The organism is Deinococcus aerolatus, assembly GCF_014647055.1.
Taxonomy (GTDB): domain Bacteria; phylum Deinococcota; class Deinococci; order Deinococcales; family Deinococcaceae; genus Deinococcus; species Deinococcus aerolatus.
In genome coordinates, this window is record NZ_BMOL01000012.1 from 81,411 (window position 1) to 102,943 (window position 21,533).

General features: G+C 66.4%; 22 protein-coding genes and 1 pseudogene. 13 read left to right on the forward strand and 10 right to left on the reverse strand.

Going from position 1 to position 21,533, the window contains the following annotated elements:
* The first annotated feature begins 107 nt into the window (after positions 1-107).
* The 8 genes from IEY31_RS12965 to IEY31_RS13000 all read left to right on the forward strand — a co-directional run bounded on the left by IEY31_RS12965 (position 108) and on the right by IEY31_RS13000 (position 9,569).
* Positions 108-1,742: an ABC transporter substrate-binding protein gene (locus tag IEY31_RS12965; protein ID WP_188972647.1), complete on the forward strand. Its 1,635-nt coding sequence runs from the start codon at positions 108-110 to the stop codon at positions 1,740-1,742.
* Between the two features lie 116 nt (positions 1,743-1,858).
* Positions 1,859-2,845, forward strand: coding sequence for an ABC transporter permease (locus IEY31_RS12970; protein WP_188972649.1), 987 nt, complete (start codon positions 1,859-1,861; stop codon positions 2,843-2,845).
* Complete coding sequence (locus IEY31_RS12975) at positions 2,842-4,815, forward strand: dipeptide/oligopeptide/nickel ABC transporter permease/ATP-binding protein (RefSeq protein ID WP_188972651.1); 1,974 nt, start codon at positions 2,842-2,844, stop codon at positions 4,813-4,815. Before IEY31_RS12970 ends, IEY31_RS12975 begins: the two co-directional genes overlap by 4 nt.
* The gene (locus tag IEY31_RS12980; protein ID WP_229723585.1) at positions 4,784-5,833 is read left to right on the forward strand and encodes an ABC transporter ATP-binding protein; all 1,050 of its coding nucleotides are present in this window, start codon (positions 4,784-4,786) and stop codon (positions 5,831-5,833) included. The genes IEY31_RS12975 and IEY31_RS12980 overlap by 32 nt, the downstream gene beginning before the upstream one ends.
* Positions 5,834-5,886: 53 nt before the next feature.
* Positions 5,887-6,633, forward strand: coding sequence for a class I SAM-dependent methyltransferase (locus IEY31_RS12985; protein WP_229723587.1), 747 nt, complete (start codon positions 5,887-5,889; stop codon positions 6,631-6,633).
* A complete protein-coding gene (locus tag IEY31_RS12990; protein WP_188972653.1) occupies positions 6,620-7,903 on the forward strand; it encodes a family 4 glycosyl hydrolase in 1,284 nt (427 codons plus the stop codon). Before IEY31_RS12985 ends, IEY31_RS12990 begins: the two co-directional genes overlap by 14 nt.
* A complete protein-coding gene (locus IEY31_RS12995; protein WP_229723589.1) occupies positions 7,900-8,592 on the forward strand; it encodes a glucosamine-6-phosphate deaminase in 693 nt (230 codons plus the stop codon). The genes IEY31_RS12990 and IEY31_RS12995 overlap by 4 nt, the downstream gene beginning before the upstream one ends.
* Positions 8,589-9,569 carry an N-acetylglucosamine kinase gene (locus IEY31_RS13000; RefSeq protein WP_229723590.1) on the forward strand — a complete coding sequence of 327 codons (981 nt, stop codon included), beginning with the start codon at positions 8,589-8,591 and terminating at the stop codon, positions 9,567-9,569. The genes IEY31_RS12995 and IEY31_RS13000 overlap by 4 nt, the downstream gene beginning before the upstream one ends.
* Before the next feature lie 38 nt (positions 9,570-9,607).
* Here the strand turns inward: IEY31_RS13000 and IEY31_RS13005 are convergent, their stop codons facing one another.
* Together IEY31_RS13005 and IEY31_RS13010 are read right to left on the reverse strand one after the other, a co-directional pair.
* Positions 9,608-10,792, reverse strand: a complete 1,185-nt coding sequence (locus IEY31_RS13005) for a diaminopropionate ammonia-lyase (protein ID WP_188972655.1) — start codon at positions 10,790-10,792, stop codon at positions 9,608-9,610.
* Positions 10,793-10,826: 34 nt separating this feature from the next.
* On the reverse strand, positions 10,827-11,960 hold the full coding sequence (locus tag IEY31_RS13010; RefSeq protein ID WP_188972658.1) for an ArgE/DapE family deacylase: 1,134 nt from the start codon (positions 11,958-11,960) through the stop codon (positions 10,827-10,829).
* A 62-nt stretch (positions 11,961-12,022) separates the two neighbouring features.
* On the opposite strand from IEY31_RS13010, the gene IEY31_RS13015 reads away from it, so the two are divergent.
* From IEY31_RS13015 to IEY31_RS13030, 4 genes are all read left to right on the forward strand, one after another.
* Positions 12,023-12,715 carry a GntR family transcriptional regulator gene (locus tag IEY31_RS13015; protein WP_188972660.1) on the forward strand — a complete coding sequence of 231 codons (693 nt, stop codon included), beginning with the start codon at positions 12,023-12,025 and terminating at the stop codon, positions 12,713-12,715.
* A 26-nt stretch (positions 12,716-12,741) separates the two neighbouring features.
* Positions 12,742-13,599, forward strand: a complete 858-nt coding sequence (locus IEY31_RS13020; RefSeq protein WP_188972662.1) for an MOSC domain-containing protein — start codon at positions 12,742-12,744, stop codon at positions 13,597-13,599.
* A 40-nt stretch (positions 13,600-13,639) separates the two neighbouring features.
* Complete coding sequence (locus IEY31_RS13025) at positions 13,640-14,953, forward strand: beta-N-acetylglucosaminidase domain-containing protein (protein WP_188972664.1); 1,314 nt, start codon at positions 13,640-13,642, stop codon at positions 14,951-14,953.
* 281 nt (positions 14,954-15,234) lie between these two features.
* Positions 15,235-16,104 (forward strand): alpha/beta fold hydrolase, encoded by an 870-nt coding sequence (locus IEY31_RS13030; protein WP_188972666.1) that lies wholly within the window; start codon positions 15,235-15,237, stop codon positions 16,102-16,104.
* 119 nt (positions 16,105-16,223) lie between these two features.
* Here the strand turns inward: IEY31_RS13030 and IEY31_RS13035 are convergent, their stop codons facing one another.
* From IEY31_RS13035 to IEY31_RS13050, 4 genes and pseudogenes are all read right to left on the reverse strand, one after another.
* Positions 16,224-16,664 carry a hypothetical protein gene (locus IEY31_RS13035; protein WP_188972668.1) on the reverse strand — a complete coding sequence of 147 codons (441 nt, stop codon included), beginning with the start codon at positions 16,662-16,664 and terminating at the stop codon, positions 16,224-16,226.
* Positions 16,665-16,732: 68 nt separating this feature from the next.
* Positions 16,733-16,945, reverse strand: a pseudogene (locus IEY31_RS13040) (IS3 family transposase); the annotation flags it as partial.
* 323 nt (positions 16,946-17,268) lie between these two features.
* Entirely contained in the window at positions 17,269-17,421 is a 153-nt protein-coding gene (locus IEY31_RS13045; RefSeq protein ID WP_188972672.1) for a transposase, read from the reverse strand.
* Between the two features lie 163 nt (positions 17,422-17,584).
* Positions 17,585-18,169, reverse strand: a complete 585-nt coding sequence (locus tag IEY31_RS13050) for a hypothetical protein (protein ID WP_188972674.1) — start codon at positions 18,167-18,169, stop codon at positions 17,585-17,587.
* 217 nt (positions 18,170-18,386) lie between these two features.
* Here IEY31_RS13050 and IEY31_RS13055 point away from each other — a divergent pair, with 217 nt between their 5' ends.
* Positions 18,387-18,587: a hypothetical protein gene (locus IEY31_RS13055; protein ID WP_188972676.1), complete on the forward strand. Its 201-nt coding sequence runs from the start codon at positions 18,387-18,389 to the stop codon at positions 18,585-18,587.
* A 46-nt stretch (positions 18,588-18,633) separates the two neighbouring features.
* Here IEY31_RS13055 and IEY31_RS13060 read toward each other — a convergent pair whose 3' ends face one another.
* The 4 genes from IEY31_RS13060 to IEY31_RS13075 form a co-directional block, all read right to left on the reverse strand.
* Positions 18,634-19,251, reverse strand: coding sequence for a PepSY-associated TM helix domain-containing protein (locus tag IEY31_RS13060; RefSeq protein WP_188972678.1), 618 nt, complete (start codon positions 19,249-19,251; stop codon positions 18,634-18,636).
* Between the two features lie 19 nt (positions 19,252-19,270).
* The gene (locus tag IEY31_RS13065; RefSeq protein WP_188972680.1) at positions 19,271-19,828 is read right to left on the reverse strand and encodes a DUF2271 domain-containing protein; all 558 of its coding nucleotides are present in this window, start codon (positions 19,826-19,828) and stop codon (positions 19,271-19,273) included.
* A gap of 56 nt (positions 19,829-19,884) precedes the next feature.
* Positions 19,885-20,844 carry an FAD:protein FMN transferase gene (locus tag IEY31_RS13070; RefSeq protein ID WP_188972682.1) on the reverse strand — a complete coding sequence of 320 codons (960 nt, stop codon included), beginning with the start codon at positions 20,842-20,844 and terminating at the stop codon, positions 19,885-19,887.
* Between the two features lie 83 nt (positions 20,845-20,927).
* Entirely contained in the window at positions 20,928-21,527 is a 600-nt protein-coding gene (locus IEY31_RS13075) for a hypothetical protein (RefSeq protein ID WP_188972684.1), read from the reverse strand.
* Positions 21,528-21,533: the final 6 nt, after the last annotated feature.

Below are 21,533 nucleotides of genomic sequence, written 5' to 3' on the forward strand. Positions count from 1 at the left end.
GGTTCCACCTTGTCGCCCCCCTCTTGAGCCTCGCCGCGTCCTCACCGTCACTATGTCCGCGCCGCTCAACGTTCGCGCGCCATCTCGTCTCCCTGGAGGAACCAGCCATGTCCAGCCACATCAAGACCCTGCTTTCGCTTCCCCTGATTCTGACCGCCGGCCTGGGCAGCGCGGCAAACGCCCAGAACCCCAAGTCCACCTTCACCATCGTGCGTTCAACCCAGTGGGGAGCACAGAATTACAACCCCTTTGTCCCTGGCGATCAGCACCTGCTGCCCACCAATTCGGCCATCTATGAGAGTCTGTTTTTCGTCAACTCGATCAACGGCAAGGTGACGCCGGTGCTGGGCACCAAGTACACCTGGAGCAAGGACAACAAGACCCTGACGGTCAGCACCCGCCCGAATGTTAAATGGCACGATGGCAAGGCGTTCAGCGCTGCCGACGCCGCCTTCAGCTTCAATTACCTCAAGCAGTATCCGGCGCTGGACACCAGCGGCATCTGGAAAAGCGGCCTGAGCAGTGTCAAGGCCACCAACCCCACGACGCTGGTGTTTACCTTCGCCACGCCCAATACCCCGATCTTTCAGTACATTGCCGCCACACCAATGGTGCCCGAACACCTGTGGAAAGACGTGAAAGACCCCAGCACTTTTACCAACACCAAGCCGGTGGGCACCGGGCCGTTCGTGGCCGACAGCTACAGCCAGCAGGCCCTGCGGGTGCTGAAGAACCCCAACTACTGGATAAAGGGCCAGCCCTACGTGGACGCGCTGGTGTGGATTGCCACCAGCACCAACGACGCGGCCCAACTCAAGCTCCTGAGCGGCGAGGCCGATTTCGGCTACGTGGGCATTTCCGACCCCAAGACTTACGCGTCCAAGAGCCCCACGGCCAGCTACTGGTGGCCCACCAACAACATCAACTTCCTGTATTTCAACACCGTCAAGGCGCCGTTTAACGATGTGGGTTTCCGCAGGGGCGTTGCCGCCGCCATTGACACCAGGGAAGTGGCCCAGAAAGCCTACGCAGGCGCGGTGGCCGCCGCCAGTCCCGCCGCCGTGTTCCCTGGCCAGCAAAAGCAGTGGCTGACGAACGCCGCCAAGTCCACCTTCGACGCCGCCGCCGCCGACAAGGCGCTGACGGCCGCCGGCTACAAGAAAGACGCCAGCGGCAACCGCCTGGGCAAGGACGGTAAGGTGCTGCCCAGCTTCAAGATCCTGGTGGGCGCGGGCTGGACGGACTTCATCACCATGGCACAGGTCATTGGCACCAACCTCAAGAAGGTGGGCATCAATACCTCAATTGACCAGCAGGCCTGGGGCAGCTACTCCGGCGGCCTCCAGACCGGCAGCTATGATATGGGGATCAGCTGGGGCTGGGGCAACGGGTCTACGCCGTACTACACCTTCAACGCCGCCTTCAACCCAGATTTTTCCGCCCCGGTAGGCAAAACGGCCGCCAGCAATCTGTCGCGCTACACCAACCCGGCGATCACGAAAGCCCTTGAGACCTTCAGCGCCACCAGCGACGCGGCCGCCCAGCAACAGGCCATGACCACCATCGTGTCGACGGTGATGAAGGAGCAGCCCTGGGTGCCGCTGACGGACCGCGTGAACTTTGGCCTGTTCAATACCAGCAAGTTCACCGGCTTCCCCAGCGCCGAGAACCCCTACAACGATTCCTCGCCCGATGACACCAACGGCGCGCGGCTGCTGTACCTGAACGTCAAGCCCAAGTAAGCGGGAAGGGGCGGGGGGTGGGCGGCGGGGCAAAGACCTGCCTGGGCCCGCGTCCCGCCCCGTCTTGAGACTGCAGGCCGAGGTTCGGCCGCTCACCCTCAACCCCAGGAGGTCTTGTGCGCTATCTGCTCAGAAAGCTGGGCATCTTCGTGTTTACCTTGTGGGTGGCGGCCACCCTCAACTTCGTCCTGCCGCGCCTGGTGCCGGGCGATCCGGTCAGCGTGATGCTGGCCAAGTACCAGGGGCGCCTGGATCCGGCGGCGGTGGACGCGCTGAAGATCGCCTACGGCCTGAACGATCTGGGCAGCCCGCTGTCGCAGTACTTCAGTTATCTGGGCAATCTGGTGCGCGGAGACTTCGGGCGCTCCATCAGTCTGTTTCCCACGCCCGTGATCGACGTGGTGCGCACCGCCCTGCCGTACACGCTGGGGCTGATCGGGGTGACCACCATCATCTCGTTCGTGCTGGGCAGTGCGCTGGGTCTGTACAGCGGCTGGCGGCGTGGGGGGGCGGTGGCCGACGGCCTGACCCCGGTGGCGCTGTTCCTGAACGCCATGCCGTACTTCTGGTTCGGGCTGATCCTGCTGTACGTCTTCGCGTTCCAGCTCAAGTGGTTTCCGCTGAGCGGCGCGCTGGATCCCTTTCCCGGCGACACCTTCAGCGCGGGCTGGTGGAGTTCGCTGCTGCGGCACGCGGCGCTGCCGGTGTTCACCATTCTGGTCACCTCGGTGGGCGGCTGGCTGATCACCATGCGCAACAACGTGATCAACGTGGCGGGCGAGGACTACCTGGCCTTCGCCCGCGCCAAGGGCCTGACCGAGCGCCGCATCATCACCCGCTACGTGCTGCGCAATGCCCTGCTGCCCAGCTTCACCGCCTTCGGCATGGCGCTGGGCTTCGTGGTGGGCGGCTCGATTCTGACCGAGATCGTCTTTTCGTATCCGGGATTGGGCTTTTACCTGTACCAGTCAGTGACCAACCTGGATTACCCGCTGATGCAGGCCATATTCTTCTTTATCGCGCTGGCGGTGCTGCTGGCCAACCTGCTGGTGGATTTCATCAACGTCATTCTCGATCCGCGCATCCGGGAGGGCCGGGCGTGAGTGGCCTGCGCCGCTTTCTGGGTCAGCCGCGCAGCGTGTTCGGGGCCGGCTTTCTGGTGCTGCTGCTGCTGGCCAGCCTGAGCGCGCCGCTGCTCACGCCCTACGATCCCCATTCGCTGGAATTTGATCCCTTCCTTTCGCTCTCGGCGCAACACTGGCTGGGTACCACCGCGCTGGGCCAGGACATCTTCGCGCAGTTCATCTACGGCGCGCGGCTGACGCTGCTGGTGGGTGCAGTGGCTGGGCTGATCGCCACGTTGCTGAGCGTCACCTTCGGCCTGGCCGCCGCGTACCTGGGCGGCCCGGTAGATGAGACCATCAACACGCTGATCAACGTGTTTCTGGTGCTGCCGGGGCTGCCGCTGGTGATCGTCGCCAGCGCTTTCCTGCGCGGCGGCGGCGTGTGGCCGGTGATTCTGGTGATCAGCTTCACCGGCTGGGCCTTTGGGGCGCGGGTGCTGCGGGCCCAGGCGTTGGCCCTGCGCGAGCGCGACTTCGTGCAGGCGGCGGTGGTCTCGGGCGAGGGTCCGGGCCGCATCATCTTCCGCGAGATGCTACCCAACATGGCGGGATTGATCGCTGCAAACTTCTTCGGCGCGGCGCTGTACGCCGTGCTGAGCGAGGCGGCCCTGTCGTTTATCGGCGTGGGCGACGTGTCGCTGGTCACCTGGGGCACCATGCTGTACTGGGCGCAGGCCAAGGGCGCGCTGCTGCAGGGCGCGTGGTGGTGGGTGGCGATGCCGGGGCTGGGCATCGCGCTGCTGGGCACGTCGTTTGCGCTGCTGAATTTCGCCATTGACGAGATCAGCAACCCCCGGCTGGGGGGGGGCAAATTCAGGTTGCCGTCCCTCAGGCGGCCCGCCCAGGCCGTGGCCGAGGGCAACCCCGACGCCCTGCTGAGCATCCGCGAGCTGAACGTGGGCTACCTGACCCCTGGCCCCACGGTGCGCGCGGTGCGGGACGTGTCGCTGGACGTGCAGCCGGGCGAGCTGCTGGGGCTGGCGGGGGAATCCGGCTGCGGCAAGAGCACACTGGCCTTCGCGGTCACGCGACTGCTCGATCCTCCCGGCGCGGTGCTGGGCGGCTCGGTGCGGCTGGCCGAACATGACCTGCTGGCACTGTCCCCCGAGGAACTGCGGCGGGTGCGCTGGAAGGAGTTCAGCATGGTATTTCAGGCGTCCATGAACGTGCTGAACCCGGTGCTGAAAATCCGCGAGCAGGTCTACGACGCCATGCAGGCCCACGGCGTGACCGACAAGGCGAAGCTGGACGCCCGCTCCCGCGACTTGTTCGATCTGGTGGGCATTCAGGCCTCGTACCTGGACACCTACCCGCACCAGCTGTCCGGCGGCATGAAGCAGCGCGTGGTGATCGCCATCGCGCTGGCGCTGGAACCGAAACTGATCGTGATGGACGAGCCGACAACGGCGCTGGACGTGGTGGTGCAGCGCCAGATTCTGCAGGAGATCAACGACGTGCGCCGCCGCCTGGGCATCAGCGTCATCTTCATCACGCATGACCTGTCGCTGCTCGTCGAGATGAGTGACCGGGTGGCGATCATGTACGCCGGTGAGGTGGTGGAGCTGGCCCCCGCGCACCAGCTGTACGCGCACCCGGCGCACCCCTACACCCAGCAACTAATGAACTCATTCCCGCCGATGACCGGCCCCCGGGTGCGCCGCAGCGGCATTCCCGGCAAGCCGCCGTCCCTGAGCGCCGACATCGTCGGCTGCCCCTTCTTCGAACGCTGCTTCACCCGAATGCCTGGCGTGTGCGACGTCAAACCGCTGCAGACCTTTCCGGTGGCCGAGGGGCAGACGGCGGCCTGCTTCCTGTACGATCCCACCGTTTCCGCCGCGCTCAAGGACCATGCCGTGCGTGACAGTGCACTTGCTGCCGCAGATCTCAAAGGCACAGATCTCCAAGGGGAGGTGAGCCGTGAGCCAGCCCGCAGCGTCAATCCCAATTAACCCCGCCGCACCTCCAGACGGGTTGCCCAACACGCTGGACATCGTCAACCTCCGCAAGGTCTTTGGGGCGCGGGGCCGGGCGGGCGGCGTGGTGGCCGTCAATGACGTGAGCTTCTCCATCGCCCGCGGCGAGGTGCTGGGGCTGGTGGGCGAGTCGGGCAGCGGCAAGAGCACGATTGCCCGCCTGATCGCCCGCCTGCACACGCCCACCGCCGGTGAGATCCTTCTGAACGGCCAGCCGGTGCCGCGCCGCCTGGGCGGACGGGCGCTGAAACGTCTGCGCAAGAACGTCCAGATGATCTTTCAAGACCCGTATGCCAGCCTCAACCCGGTGCATCCAGTGGCCTACACGCTGAAACGCCCCCTCCAGATTCACGGTCTGGCGCGCGGCGGCACGCAGGCAGAGGTGGACTCGCTGCTGGAACGCGTGGGCCTGTCGCCTGCCAGCACCTACGCGGGCAAACGCTCCTTCGAACTGTCGGGGGGCCAGCGCCAGCGTGTCGGCATCGCCCGCGCCCTGGCGGCCCGCCCCGAGCTGATTCTGGCCGACGAGCCGACGTCGGCGCTGGACGTCTCGATCCGCCTGGACGTGATGAACCTGATGCTGGACCTCAGGGATCAGGAGGGCCTGAGCATGCTGTTCATCACACACGATCTGGCCGGGGCGCGCTACATGAGTGACCGGGTGGCCGTGCTGTACGCCGGAACGCTGGTGGAACTCGGCCCCGCCGTGGAGGTGATTGACCGTCCACAGCACCCGTATACCCAGCTGCTGAAAAGTGCGGCCCCCAAACCCGACGCAGGTCTGGTGCCCGAAACCATCGAGGCGCGCGGCGAGGTGCCGGACCTGACGACCCTGCCCCCTGGCTGCCCCTTCGAGCCACGCTGCCCCCACGCCATGCCCGAATGCCGGGACGGCCTGCCGAAGATGTACGACGTGGGTCACGGGCACACCGCACGCTGCATCCTGCACGATCCAGCGATCAGGGCACGGAACCAGGGGCTGGTGACCGTATGAACGGCAAGATGCCCATGGTTCCAGAGGGAAACTGACTCATGCGTGTTGCGACTGTGGAACAGCTTCTGGATGTGCTCGACGGCCTGTTTGCTGACGGCCCGGATTTGACCAGACGCCAGGCCATCGATCCCTGGGAACAGATTTTTACCCGCCCCGATCATCCCTTCAACTCCGACTTGCCGGATGTCAATCTGCTGGACTGGCGTGAGGCTGGCCTGCTGCCCGGCGGTGAGGGCCTGACAGCAATGGACATCGGCTGCGGACTGGGGCGCAATACCCGCTGGCTGGCCCGTCAGGGTGACCGGGCGACAGGCGTGGACATTTCGGCTTTTGCCAATACTCAGGCCAGAAACCGCACCGCCGAAACCGACGCAACGTTTCTCGAAAGCGACTTTCTCCGTGAAGCTGTCCCACGCGGCCCATTCGATCTCGTCTACGATTCCGGTTGCTTCCACCACCTCCCGCCGCACCGCGGGTTGTCGTGCCTCTGGGCGCTGAGGGCCTGCCTGAAACCCGGCGGCCTGTTCGGCATCTGCACCTTTGCGGCGGGAAAGATGGGCAGCGACGCGGATGATCTGACGTTGTTCAAGCAGAGCAGACTCGCAGAAGGGCTTGGGTACGGCGCAGATGAGCTGAAAGCCATTTTTCCGATCTGGAAGTGCTGGAGAGTCGCCCGTTGCGCCCACTTCAAAGTTCGGCCGAACCCGCCTTCACGATGGATTTTCTCAGCGCCTCTCTGTTTCGCCGCCCACAGTAGCGGCTTTTCAATCTCACAAGGACGTCCATATGGCCCAGGTTAAACTCGCCTACATCGGCGGCGGCAGCACGCGCGCGCCCGGCACCGTCGCCTCGTTCATTCGTCAGGCGGCCAATTTCGCGGGTTCGGAAATTGTCCTGCACGATCTGGACGAGGACAGGCTCGATCTGGTGTGTCGCCTGGCCCGCAAGATGGCCGGGGCTCAGGGCGCGGACCTCAAAATCAGGGCCACCACCGACAGACGGGCCGCGCTGGACGGCTGCGACGGCGTGCTGTCCAGCTACCGGCCCGGCGGCTTCGAGGCCAGGGCGCAGGACGAGCGTATTCCGCTGTCCCATGGTGCCATCGGGCAGGAGACGCAGGGCGCGGGCGGCTTCTTCATGGCGCTGCGGGCCATCCACGTGGCGCGCGGTCTGGTGGAGGACATGGAGGCCGTCTGCCCCGGCGCCACCCTGTTCAACTACACCAATCCCGTGAACATCGTGGCGCAGGCGGTGGCCGATCACTCGCCGATCAACGTCGTTTCTCTCTGTGAGGGGCCGATTGTGTTTCCCGGCGAACTTGCGGAACTCTCAGGCCTTGATCCGAAGAAAGTGCGCGCCGTGATGCTGGGCCTCAACCACGCCTGCTGGAGTGTGGAGGCCGAATACGGCGGTCAGCCCTTGCTCCCGATACTGGCGCAGAAGCTGGAAGAGGGCATTGCGGACGACTGGACGCGGCGCTGGGCAGAACTGGCGGTGACGATGAACAGCCTGCCCGCCTCGTACATGAAGTACTACCACTTCGAGCGTGAGATGCTGGCCGAGCTGAGGGCCAGACCCACCACCCGCGCGCAGGACATCCTGGCCGATGTGCCGAGGTACTGGCAGCACTACCGTGAGCAGCTGGACGCCCCGAACCCCACGCTGGTACCGGAGCTGTCGCGTGGCGGCATCTTCGAGCTGGAGGTGGCGGTGGACGTGATGGACGCCGTGTTCAATAACAGGAATGAAATCTGGCCGACCAACGTGGTGAACGGCGGCGCCATCGCTGACTTTCCCGACTCGCAGGTGGTGGAGGTGCCGTGTCTGGTCAACCGCCAGGGTGTGCGGCCCATCTCCGGGTACCGGGTGCCGAAGCCGGTGCGCGGGCTGCTCAAGGCGCTGGGTGAATACCAGCAGCTGGCCGCCGACGCTGCCTGGAACGGCACACGCAGGCAGGCGGTCCAGGCGCTGACGGGCAATCCGCTGGTGCGGACGCTGCCGCTGGCGCAGACGCTGTACGAGCAGCTGGCCCGCGCACACTTCCAGCATCTGCCGGAGCGGCTGTGGTGAGGGACGCAGCGCTGAATATTCAGCCGAATCCAGAACAGCTTGCCCAGGCGGCTGCCGATTTCATCTCGGCCCAGGTCAGGGTAAAACCTGAGCTGAACATTCTGGTGGCAACCGGCCACACGCCCATGGCCACCTACGCCGAACTGGCGCGGCGGGCGGAGGCGGGCGAGGTGGATTTCAGCCGCGCCACCGCCGTGCAGCTCGACGAGTACCTGGGCATTGATGACGACGATCCGCGCAGCCTGTGGGGCTGGATGCGTCGCTCGTTCGTGGAGCCGCTGCGCCTCACGCGCACCGTGCGGCTGGAGTCCCCGGCGCAGTTCGGGACAGCCCTGGCGCGGCTCGGCGGCCTCGATCTGGCGGTGCTGGGGCTGGGGCCCAACGGACACCTGGGCTTCAACGAGCCGCCGAGTCTGCCGGACGCGCCGACGCGCACGCTGGCGCTGACGCCAGCAAGCCTGGAAAGCAACCGCGCGTACTGGGGGGAGCTGGCGGTGCCGGAAGGGGCCATCACGGCGGGGATGGACGTGATTCTGGCGGCGCGTCAGACCCTGCTGCTGGTGGGCGGGACGCACAAGCGCGCCGTCCTGCACGCCGCGCTCAAGGGGCCGGAAACGCCGGAGGTTCCTGCATCGTTCCTGCGGCGCACGGCCCTGACCGTGATCGCGGACGAGGCCGCCTGGGCGTGAGTGGGCTGGTGCTGGGCATCGACGCGGGAAACACCAAGACCATCGCGCTGATCGCCGACACTTCAGGCACGGTGCTGGGCTGGGGCCGCGCCGGGCGCAGCAACATCTACGTGCAGCGCGTCCGCGCCCTGGCGGCGCTGGACACGGCCGCCACGCGGGCCAGGGCCAGTGCGAGGCTGGACAGCCGGCCATTTGCCGCCCTGACCCTCAGCGCTGCCGGGGCCGACTGGCCCGAGGACTTTGACATGCTGAAGACCGAGCTGCGCCGCCGGAACTGGGCCGGTCAGGTGTCGGTGGTCAACGACGCGGTGGGGGCGCTGCGGGCCGGCTCGCTGGCGGGGCGGGGGGTCACGGTGGTCTGCGGCACCAGCGCGGGCATCGCGGCCTGTTCGCCCGGCGGCGTGGTGTGGCACACCAGCTACTGGCAGGAGCCGGAGGGGGCCACCCAACTGGCCGAACACGCCCTGCGTGCCGTCTACCGCGCCGATCTGGGCATTGATCCGCCCACCAAGCTGACCGCACCGGTGCTGGCCTATTTTGGCTGCCCCGACGTGGAGGCGCTGCTGCACTCGTTCACCCGCCGGGGCCGCCGCCCGCCGTCCCACCTGGGTCGCCTGGCCCGCGTTTTGCTCGATCAGGCGGACGCGGGTGACCCTGCCAGCCTCCGCATCGTGCGGGAGCACGGCGCGTCGCTGGGCGACTACGCGCTGGCCGCTGCCCGCAAGGTAAGGCTGGACGGGACTTACCTGCTGACCACTTCCGGCGGGGTAATGCGCCACCGATCGCCCATCTTGCGTGAGGCCCTGCTGGCGCGGGTGCGCCGGGAGCATCCGCAGGTCCGCTGGCAGGCCAGCCACCATGAGCCCGTGTTCGGCGCGGTGCTGCTGGCGCTGGAGGCCGCGGGCGTGCCGGTAGACGAGCAGGTGTTTCGTCGGCTGGAGCAAACCTGCCCCGACGAGGCGCTGTTCTTGACCTGACGTGTGTTCGTGACCTTACGCGGGCGCGTCCGCATCGTTCATCCAGCGGATTCCACTGTCACGGCCTTGTCTTCCACGATGCGGGCGTACGCCAGAGGATCGGTCGCTCCCTCGGTGGAGATCACCAGGACGCGGCTTTCGGCACTTAATCCCAGCGCGTCCCGGTGGCGGCGGGCGTCCGGCTCGGTCAGGAGGTCAAGCAGGCCGCCCGCACCCGCCGCACCGCTCTCGCCCGAGACCACGCCGTCCCGGGCCAGCAGACGCATCGCGTCCTCGGCACGGGAGTCGGGAACAGCAACAGAGGCGCTGAGGCCGTCCCGGAGCAGCGGCCAGGCCAGCGGTGAGACGGTGCCGCAGTTGAGCCCGGCCATGATCGAGGGATGCGGCCCAGGGGTCTGGACAGGATGACCCGCCTGCAGCGAGCGCAGCACGCAGTCGGCCCGCAGCGGCTCCACGCCCACCACCCGCGTTTGCCTTCCGTCGGCGCGGTAGTGGCGCAGCACGGCGGCCGCCAGCGACCCCACGCCCATCTGCGCGGCCACCACATCAGGCTGGGGCAAGCCCTGGGCGGCCAGTTGCGTGTCGATTTCCTGAAAAATGGTGCTGTACCCGTCCACCACCCAGCCGGGAACGCGGGTGTAGCCGTCCCAGGCCGTGTCGCTGATCACGAGGTGGCGCCTGTCGGCCAGCGTGGCGGCGGCGGCCACCGCCTGATCGTAGGAGCCTTGAATCACCTGAAGGCGTGCCCCCTCGCCCACGATCGCCTCCTGGCGGGCACCCACCATGTCGTGCGGCACCAGAATGTGCGCCTTCAGCCCCAGCCAGCGCGCCATCCGCGCCACGGCGCGGCCGTGGTTGCCGTCTGTGGCGGCCACCAGTGTCAGGGGGAGGTGCGGACGCAGCTGGGCAGCCAGTTCTTCCAGACGTTTCCAGGGGTCAAACGGGCCGAACAGGGCCTCCAGTTCGCAGCAGGTGGCCCAGGACGCGCCCAGAATCTTGTAGGCAGGCAGCTCCAGCCGGCGCGCCTCGTCCTTGACCCACGCTTCCTGGACGCCCAGTGCCGCTGCCAGGTGGGGCGCGGTAACCAGCGGCGTGGGTGCGTAGCCCGGCAGTTTGCGGTGAAAGTCCAGCACCTCTGGCCGGGGGCGCCCGGCAAAGGTGAGTGCGTGTGGGTTGAGGTGGGTGTGGGCGGATTCAGGGTGGGTAGGGTCAGCTGCGGTCATGGGGCTCCCAGGACGTGGTCCGGCACAGGCCGTGTCAGGCGCAAAATTCGGCAATGGTGGCACTGAGGATCTCGCGGCACCGTTCGGCAGAGGCCAGGTCCACCCACTCCTCGCTGGCATGGGCGCCGGCACCGTCCGGGCCGAACACCACCGTGGGGATGCCGGCGGCGGCCAGCAACGCCGAATCCATCCAAAAGCTCAACCCGATGTGTGCGGGGGCCTGACCCAGCACGCGGGTGGCCTGGGCCGAGAGCAGACGAACGATGGGGGCGTCCTGTGGCACGCTCAGCGGCTCGCGGGCCAGCAGCAGGCGGTGCTGCGCGCGGAAGTCGGGGTCTGCCGCCAGCCGCTCCAGCACGCGGTCCAGTTCGGCCTCCACGTCCTGCGGGGTTTCGCCGGGCAGGGTGCGGCGTTCCAGCTGCAGGGTGCAGCGCTCCGGGTAGCTCGACAGTTCCTGGCCGCCGGAGATCAGCGAGGCGTGCAGCGAGCCGTGGCCGAGCAGGGGGTGGGTGGGCCGCGCCGTCAGCTCGCGCCCCAGGGTTTCAAGTTCCACCAGCACCCGGCCCATTGCGGCAATGGCGTCGCGGCCCAGGTCAGGGCGTGAGCCGTGTGCGGCCTGCCCGTCCGTGGTGATCTCGTGCCAGGTAAACCCCTTGTGGGCCACGCACAACTGCAGGCCCGTGGGTTCGGTGACGATGGCGGCGTCAGCCGTGACCCGGTTCAGCACCGACTGCGTGCCGAGGCTGGCGTGCTCCTCGTCGGCCACGGCGGTCAGGATCACGTCGCCGCGCAGCGCCATGGCGCTGGCGTCCAGCAACGCCAGGAGGCAGGCGGCCAGCCCCGCCTTCATGTCGTAGGTGCCGCGCCCGTACATGCGGCCGCCGCGAATGGTGGGTGTCAGAGCGCCGGTCATCTCACCCAGCCCAACAGTGTCGAGGTGGGCATTGAGCAGCAGTGCGCGCCCCCCGCCGCTGCCCCGCACCCGGGCGATCACGCTGGGCCGACCCGGCGCGGCCACGTCGAGTTCCGCTGAAATGCCGTGGCCCCGCAGCCAGGCCAGAATAAAGTCGGCGATTTCCGTTTCACCCGCGCCGCCAGGCACCAGCGCCGGATTGACGGAGTTCAGGCGAACCAGACTGGCCAGCAGCTCCGGCAGTTGTTCACGCATGCCTGAAGGGTAGCATCCACTGATATATTACCTGGCAGTTCAGGTCTCACCCGGAGGTGACGATGTCCGCTGCCAACGCCGTGCCCGCGCCTGCCCGCACGCTCGCCCGCGAGCAGGTGTACTGGCAGATGCTGGACTGGATCGTCGAAGGCACCCTGGGTCCCGGGGAGGTGTTGCGCGACGCGGCCATTGCGGGGAAACTGGGGGTCAGCCGCACCCCGGTGCGCGAGGCCCTGCGCCGCCTGGAAGACGAGGGGCTGGTGCAGACCGCCGTGAACCGCTGGACGCGGGTGGCCCCGCTGAATCTGGCCCAGGCTGCTGAACTGTATCCGGTGGTTGGAACGCTTGAAGACCTGGCCCTGGGGCTGGCCGCGCCGCGCCTGACCGCGGCTGATCTGGACGAGCTGGACACGCTGAACGTCCAGATCAGCCGCGCGCTGGAGGCCGGTGACGCGCGGGCCGCCGTTCGGGCCGACGCCGCGTTTCATGGTGTCTGGACCCGGCGCTCGGGCAACGCCGAACTTCAGGGCGCACTGGGTGCGCTGAAACGCAAACTGCAGCGGGTGGAATTGGCGTATTTTGACGTGCCCGGCTCGGCCCGGGCCTCGGTGCTGGAACACGCGGCGGTGGTGGACGCGCTGCGGGCACACGATGAGGTGGCCGCCCGTCACGCGCTGCGGCAGAACTGGCAGGGCAGCCTGGACCGCCTGATACGGCACGCGCCGCGTCGCCCACCCTCCGCTGACCTTCCCTGATTCCGTCCACTCCAAAGGAACTGTCGATGCCTACTGCGCCCCTGACCCTCCGCGCCCTGTACATCTACCCGATTAAGTCGGCCGGCGGCGTTTCGCTTCAGCACGCCGGGATCGGGCCGCGTGGCCTGAACCATGACCGCCGCTGGATGGTCGTCGACGCGGCGGGGCGGCCCGTGACCCAGCGTGAATTTCCGGCCATGCGCCTGATTGCGGTGGCCCTTGCGGACAGTGGTCTGATGGTATCGGCTCCCGGAATGCCTGCCCTGACCGTGCCGTGGCAGCCACAGGGAGAGCGGCGCGCGGTGGACATGTGGGGCACTGCGCTGGGCGGCGTGACCGTCTCAGCGCAGGCGACGGCCTGGGTCAGCGCGTACCTCGGCGGCGGCTTCGATCTGGTGTTTCTGCCCGACGAGGTCCAGCGCTGGCAACCGGCAGACCGGCCCTACAGCTCGCTGCTGAGTTTCGTGGACGGAAACCCCTTCCACCTGATCACCGAGGCGTCGCTGGCCGCCTTCAACGGGCACCTGTCACGCCCGGTGGGGAACGCCGAGTTCCGCCCGAACCTGGTGGTGGGAGGCGGCGAGGCCTACGCGGAGGATTTCTGGCGGCGCATCCGCATCGGCTCCGCCGGCGCGGACAGCGTGGCTTTCGAGGTGGTGGAAAGCTGCGCCCGCTGCGTCATCCTGAATGTGCAGCCAGACGGCACACGTGGAGCCGAGACGTTGCGAACCCTGGCCAGGATTCGCCGTCACGGGAAAGCGGCGATCTTCGGGCAGCATCTGGTGCAGGACGCGCCCTACGCCGGGCGCACGGGCCAGCTGCGGGTGGGAGACGCCGTGACGGTGACTGGGGTGGGGGAGACGGTCAATCCCGTGTATGTGTGACCCCGCCCCCGACGGTCGGGGTGGTTCCAGAGGAGTGGGTATGAACGCGATGCCGATGCTGGGCGTGATCGAGGGCTTTTACGGCCGTCCCTGGACCCCGGCCCAGCGCGCCCGATTGTTTGAACGAATGGCCGCGTGGGGCATGGACACCTACCTGTATGCCCCCAAGGATGACCGCTGGCACCGGCAGCGCTGGCGTGAGCCTTACCCGCCGGCCGAGGCGGCGGCCCTGGAGGCGCTGGCCACCGACGCCCGCCGCCATGGGATCCGCTTCGTCTACGCGCTGGCCCCTGGATTGAATCTGGACTGGGCCGACGAGGGGGACCGCCGCGCCCTGGCCGAGAAGTTCGCCAGCGTGCAGCGGCTGGGCGTACCGCATTTTTCGCTGCTGTTCGATGACATTCCCTACGCTGCCGACCGCGCCGCGCAGGCCCGTGAGCAGGTGGCCGCGGCGCACCACGTCCTGGACACCCTCTGGCCGGAGGGGCAGGCAGGGCTGCTGCTGTTCTGTCCCACCGAATACTGCGGCGACCGGGCCCAGCCCAGCGTGGCTGCCTCGCCGTACCTGCGGGCGCTGGGTGAGGAACTGCGTCCCGGCGTGGAGGTGCTGTGGACCGGTCCAGCGGTGGTCTCCACTGAGATCAGTGTCCAGAGCGTGCTGGAGGTCAATGCGGCGCTGCGCCGGCAGGTCCTGATCTGGGACAACCTGCACGCCAACGACTTCACTCTGCACCGCGTCAATCTGGGGCCGTACGCGGGCCGCCCGCTGGAATTGCGCGGCCACGTGGCGGGCCTGCTGAGCAATCCCAACAATCAGCTGGAAACCAACACGCCGGGCCTGTTCAGCCTGGCCGACTACGCCTGCGGTGGCCCGGACTGGACGGCGCCGGCCTCACTGGACCGCGCGCTGCAGGCCTGGCTGCCGGATTTCAGCGCCGGTTCCGGCGCAGCGGTCACGCTGGAGGACCTGCGGCTGGTGGCCCACATGCTGTACCTTCCCGGCGGGCTGGGGCCGCTGGCCGTACGGGTGCTGGACGCGGCGCGGCACCTGACAGACGGAACGGGTGGGGAAGACAGGCGGGCCGAACTGGCGGCGGAACTCGGGATGGTCCGCCGCCGGCTGCTGCGGGTGCTGCGGGCGCTGGAGGCGGGGCCGAACCGTGACCTGCTGTTCGATCTGCACCCCTATCTGGTGGACGTGGCCGAGGAGGTGCAGCGCTTGATCGTGGGAGCCACGCAGCGGGGCGAGGATGATCCGGAGACGTTCCGGTACCGGGGCAGTCTTGCTGACCGCCTGATGGCCCTGGGCTGGGTGGACCCGCCGGGGCCGGGTGCGGACACGCCGCAAATCTGAAGCACTGTGAGGTGCCGGCCAGCCCAGGGCCACCCGTATCCGGATTCCGCTTCATGACGCAGCCGTCGGGAGAGGAGGGCATGGGGGCTCGATACTGCAGAATCCGCACCTTCTCCTGCTCGCTTCGCTCGGATTTCAGGTTCACGCGTACCCCTTTCAATCGGAGTCCGTGTCAGGGGACCTGGGCCATGTGCCGGGCGCGTCGACGCGCCTACCGCGGGGCCACGCTGCCCACCGTCGTCACGCCGATCCACCTTCTGAAGGGGGATTACACTTAAGGCATGGTCACCACCCAGATGCTCACTGTTCGTGACACCCGGTTGTTCGCGCGGATCGTCGGACCTGCACATCAGCCGCCGCTGATCTGCTTACACGGTGGACCTGGCCTGGACCACACAGAATTTGCGGATTACCTTGACCCCCTCGCCGATACCGTGCGCCTGGTCCTGATCGATCAGCGGGCACAGGGCCGGAGTGAACGAAACGCGCCGCCAGAAACCTGGACGCTAGAACAGATGGCCGATGATGTGTCGGCTGTCGCTGAGGCGCTGGGCGCGGAAAAGTACGCGGTGTTCGGGCACTCTTACGGAGCGTTCGTGGCCTTGCAGCACGCCGTGACCCACACGGACGCCGCAGCAACCATCGCCTGCTGTGGGGTAGGATCGTCGCGCTGGCTGGCGGACGTTCCCGCAAAGCTCGAAACTTTCGAGCCACTCAACTTGCGGGAACAGGTGCGGCGCTCGTGGGCAGATGAGGTCAACGTCCACACCGAAGTGGATTTTGCCCGGTTGATGCACGAACAGATGCCCTGGCACTTCAGTGATCCGCTCGACCCGCGCATCGCCGATTTTAATGCCCGCGTAGACGCCATGAATCCTCGTTACGCGCCGGATGTGCTGCGACAGTTCAGCGCAGCGGGATACGGTGGGATTGAGGTTGAGGATAAGTTGGGTGGGATATCCCAGCCGCTCCTGGTGTTGGGCGGACGCCATGACCGGACTTGCCCGCCGGAAGCAAGTGAATTGATCGCCTCGCAAACGCCGAATGCAGAGCTGCATATCTTTGAAGAGAGTGGCCATATGCCGTTCATCGAGCAGTCTCAGGAGTTTCTGGCCGTCACCCGGGCGTTCTTGAGACGGACGCTGGGCTGAGAGGGATCAAAGTTTTCAGCCCAGCTGACGCCGGGCTGTTTTCTTGTCTCGGCCTGACTCCACAAGCCTGGGAATGACCTTTCGACCAGCACAGTCACGACAGGACAATGGCCCGGTTGTCACTGCGCTGTACGGACCGCCCTGAATTTCAATCTGTACGACGTGCAGTCCATGGACTGCACCATAAAGCTGCCCTCGGCGATATCCGCGCTGATGAAGCGGCCTTCGAAGTCCCAGGCCAGGTACGGCTTTTTGGCATTCGCTATGAACGCTCCTTGTTCCACGCTCACCGCGCCAGGCATGGAACCGAGCGCGCCGACAACGCGTGGATTGGTCTTGTACGTGGTGTTGGCGGTGGAGTCGCTACAGCGCCAGTATCCGGTCATCCTGACATCACTGATGGTCTTCCTGTCTGCGCTGACGCGGAAGCTGATCTCATTGCCCTTGAAATCCCCAGTGAGATCTCCTTTGAACACTCCACTTTGAGGTGTGGCCGCCAAGCTTAGAGGCGCGGTGCAGGCGAGAACCAAACTGAGGCCGATCTTCGCGGCGTGTAGCATAGGCACCAATTGTACCACCAACTGCATTCTGCCTTATCTGGGGCTGGCCCGCTCTTGCGTAGTTGAGGTTAAGCGGCTTCAGCCTGGCGTTCGAACTCGTGAGGCGTCAAGTCGCCCTGTGTGGAGTGCCAGCGCTGCCGGTTGTAGAAGACCAGGGTGTATTCGGAGATGGCGTGCCGGACCACCATGCGGTTCTCGGAAATGTTGTTCTCGAACAGCTCCCATTCCGGGGAATCGAAAAAGCTCTCCACGACAGCCTTGTCCCAGCAATCCCCCTTTTCGGCAAGGTCAGCTTTGAGCCGAAGGGTGCCGTAAGTTCCCCGGCTCCGGTCAAAAGAGCACTTGATTTCGTCGGTCAGCACCGCATCCTCCTGACACCGCTCACTGTCTGGCCTTCCCCTCCAGGCGTCATATCCGTTTGGACTGACTTCCAGGACCTGGCACATCCGGTCGACGGCTAATTTTTGCCGGTGGTCAGTCATGAACTGGAAGGTCAGGGCTGTTTGGCGAGGAAGGCCAGCGCCTTTTTCAGGATGTCGCGCTCCTGACGGGTGACGTCAAGCTCTTGTTCGAGCGCTCAGTGCTCAGGAAGCCCGGCCCGCTCCTACTTCTCGTTTTGCTGTCGCCAGCGCATGACGTGGTGAGGGGGAAGGCCCAGGTCACGCGCGACCTGGGCACGGCTCTTGCCAGTCGTTTTGACGAGCTGGCCAGCTTCCTGCTTGAATTGAAATGTGTAGATTTCTCTGGTTTTGGGCATGATGACCTCCAGTGTCGGTCATCCCTAACTTTCCCTCCACCAAACCAGAGCAACTTCACAGGCAAAGCGCACCCTCCTGAAGGAGGGTGCGCTGCTGCATCGCTTGACTGATCTGACCTGGACAACTTGTCGCTAAGTCAGCCGCGTGCACCAGAGCGCTGGATCAGCTCCCCCCCTCTGGTGCGCTCGAATCGACGGTGCCTTCATTCGCCTGCCCCCGTGTCCCGTCGGTGCCGTCGCTTGTCCCGCGTGGTCCCTTACCGCGTCCGCCGTCACGTCCATCTGGTCCATGCATGCCGCGTCTGCCAGGGCCGCCCGGTCCGCCCATGCCGCGTCCGCCCAGCATGGCGAACGGCTGGTCCTTGAGACGGGTCTTCATATCGGCAGCACGGTTACTGGCGATGTCGCCACTTTTCACGCCCTGATCGATGGTGGCGTTCCCGGCGGCCAGAGCCGCCGCTTTGAGTTTGTCCACACTGACGCCCAGTCCGGCGGCCAGCTTTTGCAGGTAGATGTCGGCGTAGTTGGTGCCGCTGCCCTGCTGGCGCTGGGTCTGCTGCCCCCTCCCGTTCTGGTTCTGGTTGCGCTGCCCAGGCTGTGCGGGCTGAATACGCTGGGGCTGCGCCTGCGTGGTGGGATTGGCCGCGGCGGTGCTGCTCTGCTGGGCCAGGACCGTGCCTACCGTCAGGGGCAGGGCAGCCAGGGCAATCAGGGGCGTTTTGCGAAAAATCATTTTGAATTGACTCATGCGGAGTCCTCCTTGAAGGGTGCAGACCAGAACCGGTTCCTGGTCCTGCATTCAGCCTCTCAGCCCGACGAGAACAAACGGCCCAGGAACCGCCAAGAACCGGCGAATATGGTGTGGAAGGGTAGTGACTGAAACTGCCCAGGCCCCTTGCTTCCCGGGCGTTGGACTGCTTCGGTGCTTAACCAGACTGATCTCGCTTTCAGCCGCATTGAGCCACATGGCCCTGCTTCACCTCACGGTCAGCCGCGCGGATGAAAGCGTGGGGGGCAATGACTCGGCCATCATCGAGATGCAGTGGGGCGGGCAGACCCTGACCACCGTGGGCATTCCAGTGCTGGGTGTGGCTGACGGTCAGTCGGAGGGGACCCACGAGCAGGGAGGCGCGTATGCAACGCGCCTCCCTGTCGGTCCTGAGTGAAGATTGCTGGGATTACCTCTGCCCATTCCGTTCCGTGGGCTTCCCTTTAGCCCAGCGCCCGCCAACCCAGCACAAGCACGATCAGCGAGGCGACGCCCATGACCATCAGCGCCTGAGCGCGGGTCTTTTTCAAGTACAGCAGAATGCCGATACCCGTCACCGCCACCAGCGTCAGGATCCCGCCGCTGACATCAATCAGCCACTTCCAGGCTCTACCCGTATCCCGGCCCTTGTGCAGGTCATTCAGAACCGCCACGCCGCCCTGCGCCAGCACGGTGGTGTGGTAGTTGCCGGTGGCCGTGTCGATGTAGGTGTCGGCGCTGTACCCCGGCCCCAGGAACGAGATGCTGGCCTCGGTGCCGTCGATTCGCGTCTCTCCCGCTCGGCCCCTGAGGCCGTGTTGGGCGCGCAGTTCCTCGGCCACCGTCAGCCAGTCCACCTTGCCGGCGCTGATCCAGCCTTTGGGCAGGGTGCCCATGACCTCGCGCCGCACTTCCGAGCCACCGAACGCCCAGTCGGGGTGATTGAGGGTGATACCAGTCAGGGCGAAGAACAGCACCACCAGCAGACTGATCATGGAGGTGTAGGTGTGCAGCCAGCGTACCCACACGTGGCTGCGGGCCTTGAGGGTACGGGGGCGGGAGGCCCGAGGCCGCGTCCGCACCTCCTGTCCCCCCGGCCCTTCAGGCTTTGCCGTAAGCGACACTGGCGGCCTCGATGTCGTTGTCTGCGCCCAGCGTTTTCTTAAAGGCGCTGGCCCCCACCGTCACTTTCTCGCGGACCAGGCTGTAGGGGCCGTGTTCGCGGGCGGTCTCGATACACACGTAATAGTCTCCCTGCTCGGCCAGCGCGCCCCTGTCGGTCTTGCCGTCCCACTTGACCGCGTAGGTGCCGGGATTGCGGGTGGCGCTGCTGACGGTCCCGAGCAGCTCAGTGTTCTGCCGGGTCCAGCGGCGCAGTTCGGCCAGCCAGCGCGGATTCAGGCGATTTTGCTGTACCCAGACGGTCAGGTTGCGAACGGTGCTGCCCGCCTCGTTCTCGATCCAGACGGCGACGTAGGGGCGTTTGATCCGTCCGCTGGCCTGGGTGGCCACCGTGAAGCTCACGTCCAGCGCCATGCCGGAGGTCCAGGGCTTGCCACTTGCGGCGCTGGCGAGACTGCCCGGAAAGACGCGTGAAAAGGTGAGGGCTGTGCCTGCGGCGGCCAGTTTGCGGAGGAAGGTGCGGCGGGTGTCGGTCATGGCAGAGTCTCCTGAAAGGGAAGATAGAGGGGCAAGGTTGGAGAGGGGCTAAAAATTCAGTAGGCTGGCCCATCTGGAGGCCACAGGCTGCTGAGAAAGCGCTGTCCTTCCCGCGTGACCACCAGGGCCGCGCAGCCGGGCAGGGTATTGACCAGGGCCAGGCCCTCCGCGACGCCAAGCACGCTCAGCGCTGTGGCAAGCGCGTCGGCAGTGGCGCAGTCAGGGGCCGTGACGGTCACGCCAGGAACGTGCTGAACCGGCTGACCACTGCGGGGGTCCATCAGGTGGGAGTGCCACTCCTCGCCCACCTGCACGCCCCGGTGGGCGCTCCCACTGCTGGCAAGTGCGCCGTTCTGGACATGCACGGTGGTCAGCGGCGACGCGTCGTCGCGGGCGCTGAACGGATCGGCCACCGTGACCTCCAGCCCTTGCCCGCCCAGCGTTCGCAAGTCCCCGCCCGCATTGATCAGCACGGCCTGAATGCCAGGAGAGTCCCAGGCCAGCTCGGCCATGCGGTCCACGATCCATCCTTTCGCCAGCGCGTCCAGCCCCAATGGAGACGTGGCATGCAGTGTGGCGGCGCCGTCCGGGTGCAGGGTCCAGGGAACTGCCTGTAAGCGGCCGACCGCCGCTGCCAACTCCCCAGCGTCCGGCCCCTGGCCCTGTGCAGCGGCCGTCTGCCACAGCCTGCCCAGGGCGTCCGCACCGGGATGAAAGGCCCCGCCCGTTTCTACGCGCCACCCCTCGGCCAGGGCCAGTACGGTCTGCAATTCGGGGCTGAGATGAATCCGCTCACCGGGTCGGGTGAGCCAGCGGGACAGTTCGCTGTCCGGATCAAAACGGTTGAACACCGCGCTCAGCCGCTCCAGTTCACCCAGCGCGGCAGCCTCGGCAGCCTCGGCCTGAGCGCGGCTCCGGGCCACCACCTGGATCTCGACCTCCGTGCCCAGCAGCCGCTCGTAGACGCTGTGGAGCCGGTAAGGGGGCCGGATCAGAGAGGTGAGTGACTGAAGCATGGGCAGAGTCTGGAGTGACACGCCGAAGATCCCATGAAGGTCCGGCGCAGCCTTGATGGACCTGGGCTGGCTGGACCCTGGCTTCACTTCTTTTGCAACACGGCGATATAGGCCTTCAGTGCGTCGGCCCCGCGCCCCGTCTTGAAGGGGTTGAACTTGGCAGGGTCAAACTGGCCGCCCTGGGCGTTCTGCCCCCCCGCATTCGCGCTGCCGGCCCCCTGACGGCCGGGACGCTGGCCGCCGCCGATGCCTCCGGGCAGGCCTGGAATCCGCGCGCCCGCCCCGCCCTGACCGCCGGCTGCTCGCTGGCCACGCTGCGCCGCCCGCTGCTGCTCGGCCTTGAGCATCAGGCTGTCCAGCGCCGTGAGCTGTTTGTCGGTCAGAATCTTGTCCTCAATCTGACTCAGGTACTTCTTGGCGTCGTTGGGTTGAATGGCCGCGGCCTTCTGCAAGGCTGTGAAGATGGTCAGCAGGCTCTTGGCTTGGGCCTTGCTCATGGCGGTGGCCTTGTTCTTTTCCAGTTCGGGCAACATCTGCACCGTCTGCGACAGATCATTGACGGGCTGCATCTGAGCGATGCGGGCGCGTTGCTCCGCCGTGGGTTGGCGGTCCTGTCCACCCTGCTGGGCGCTAGCGATGGTGGTGAGGGCAAAAGTGGCGGTCAGGAAGAATGCTTTTCTCATGGTGTT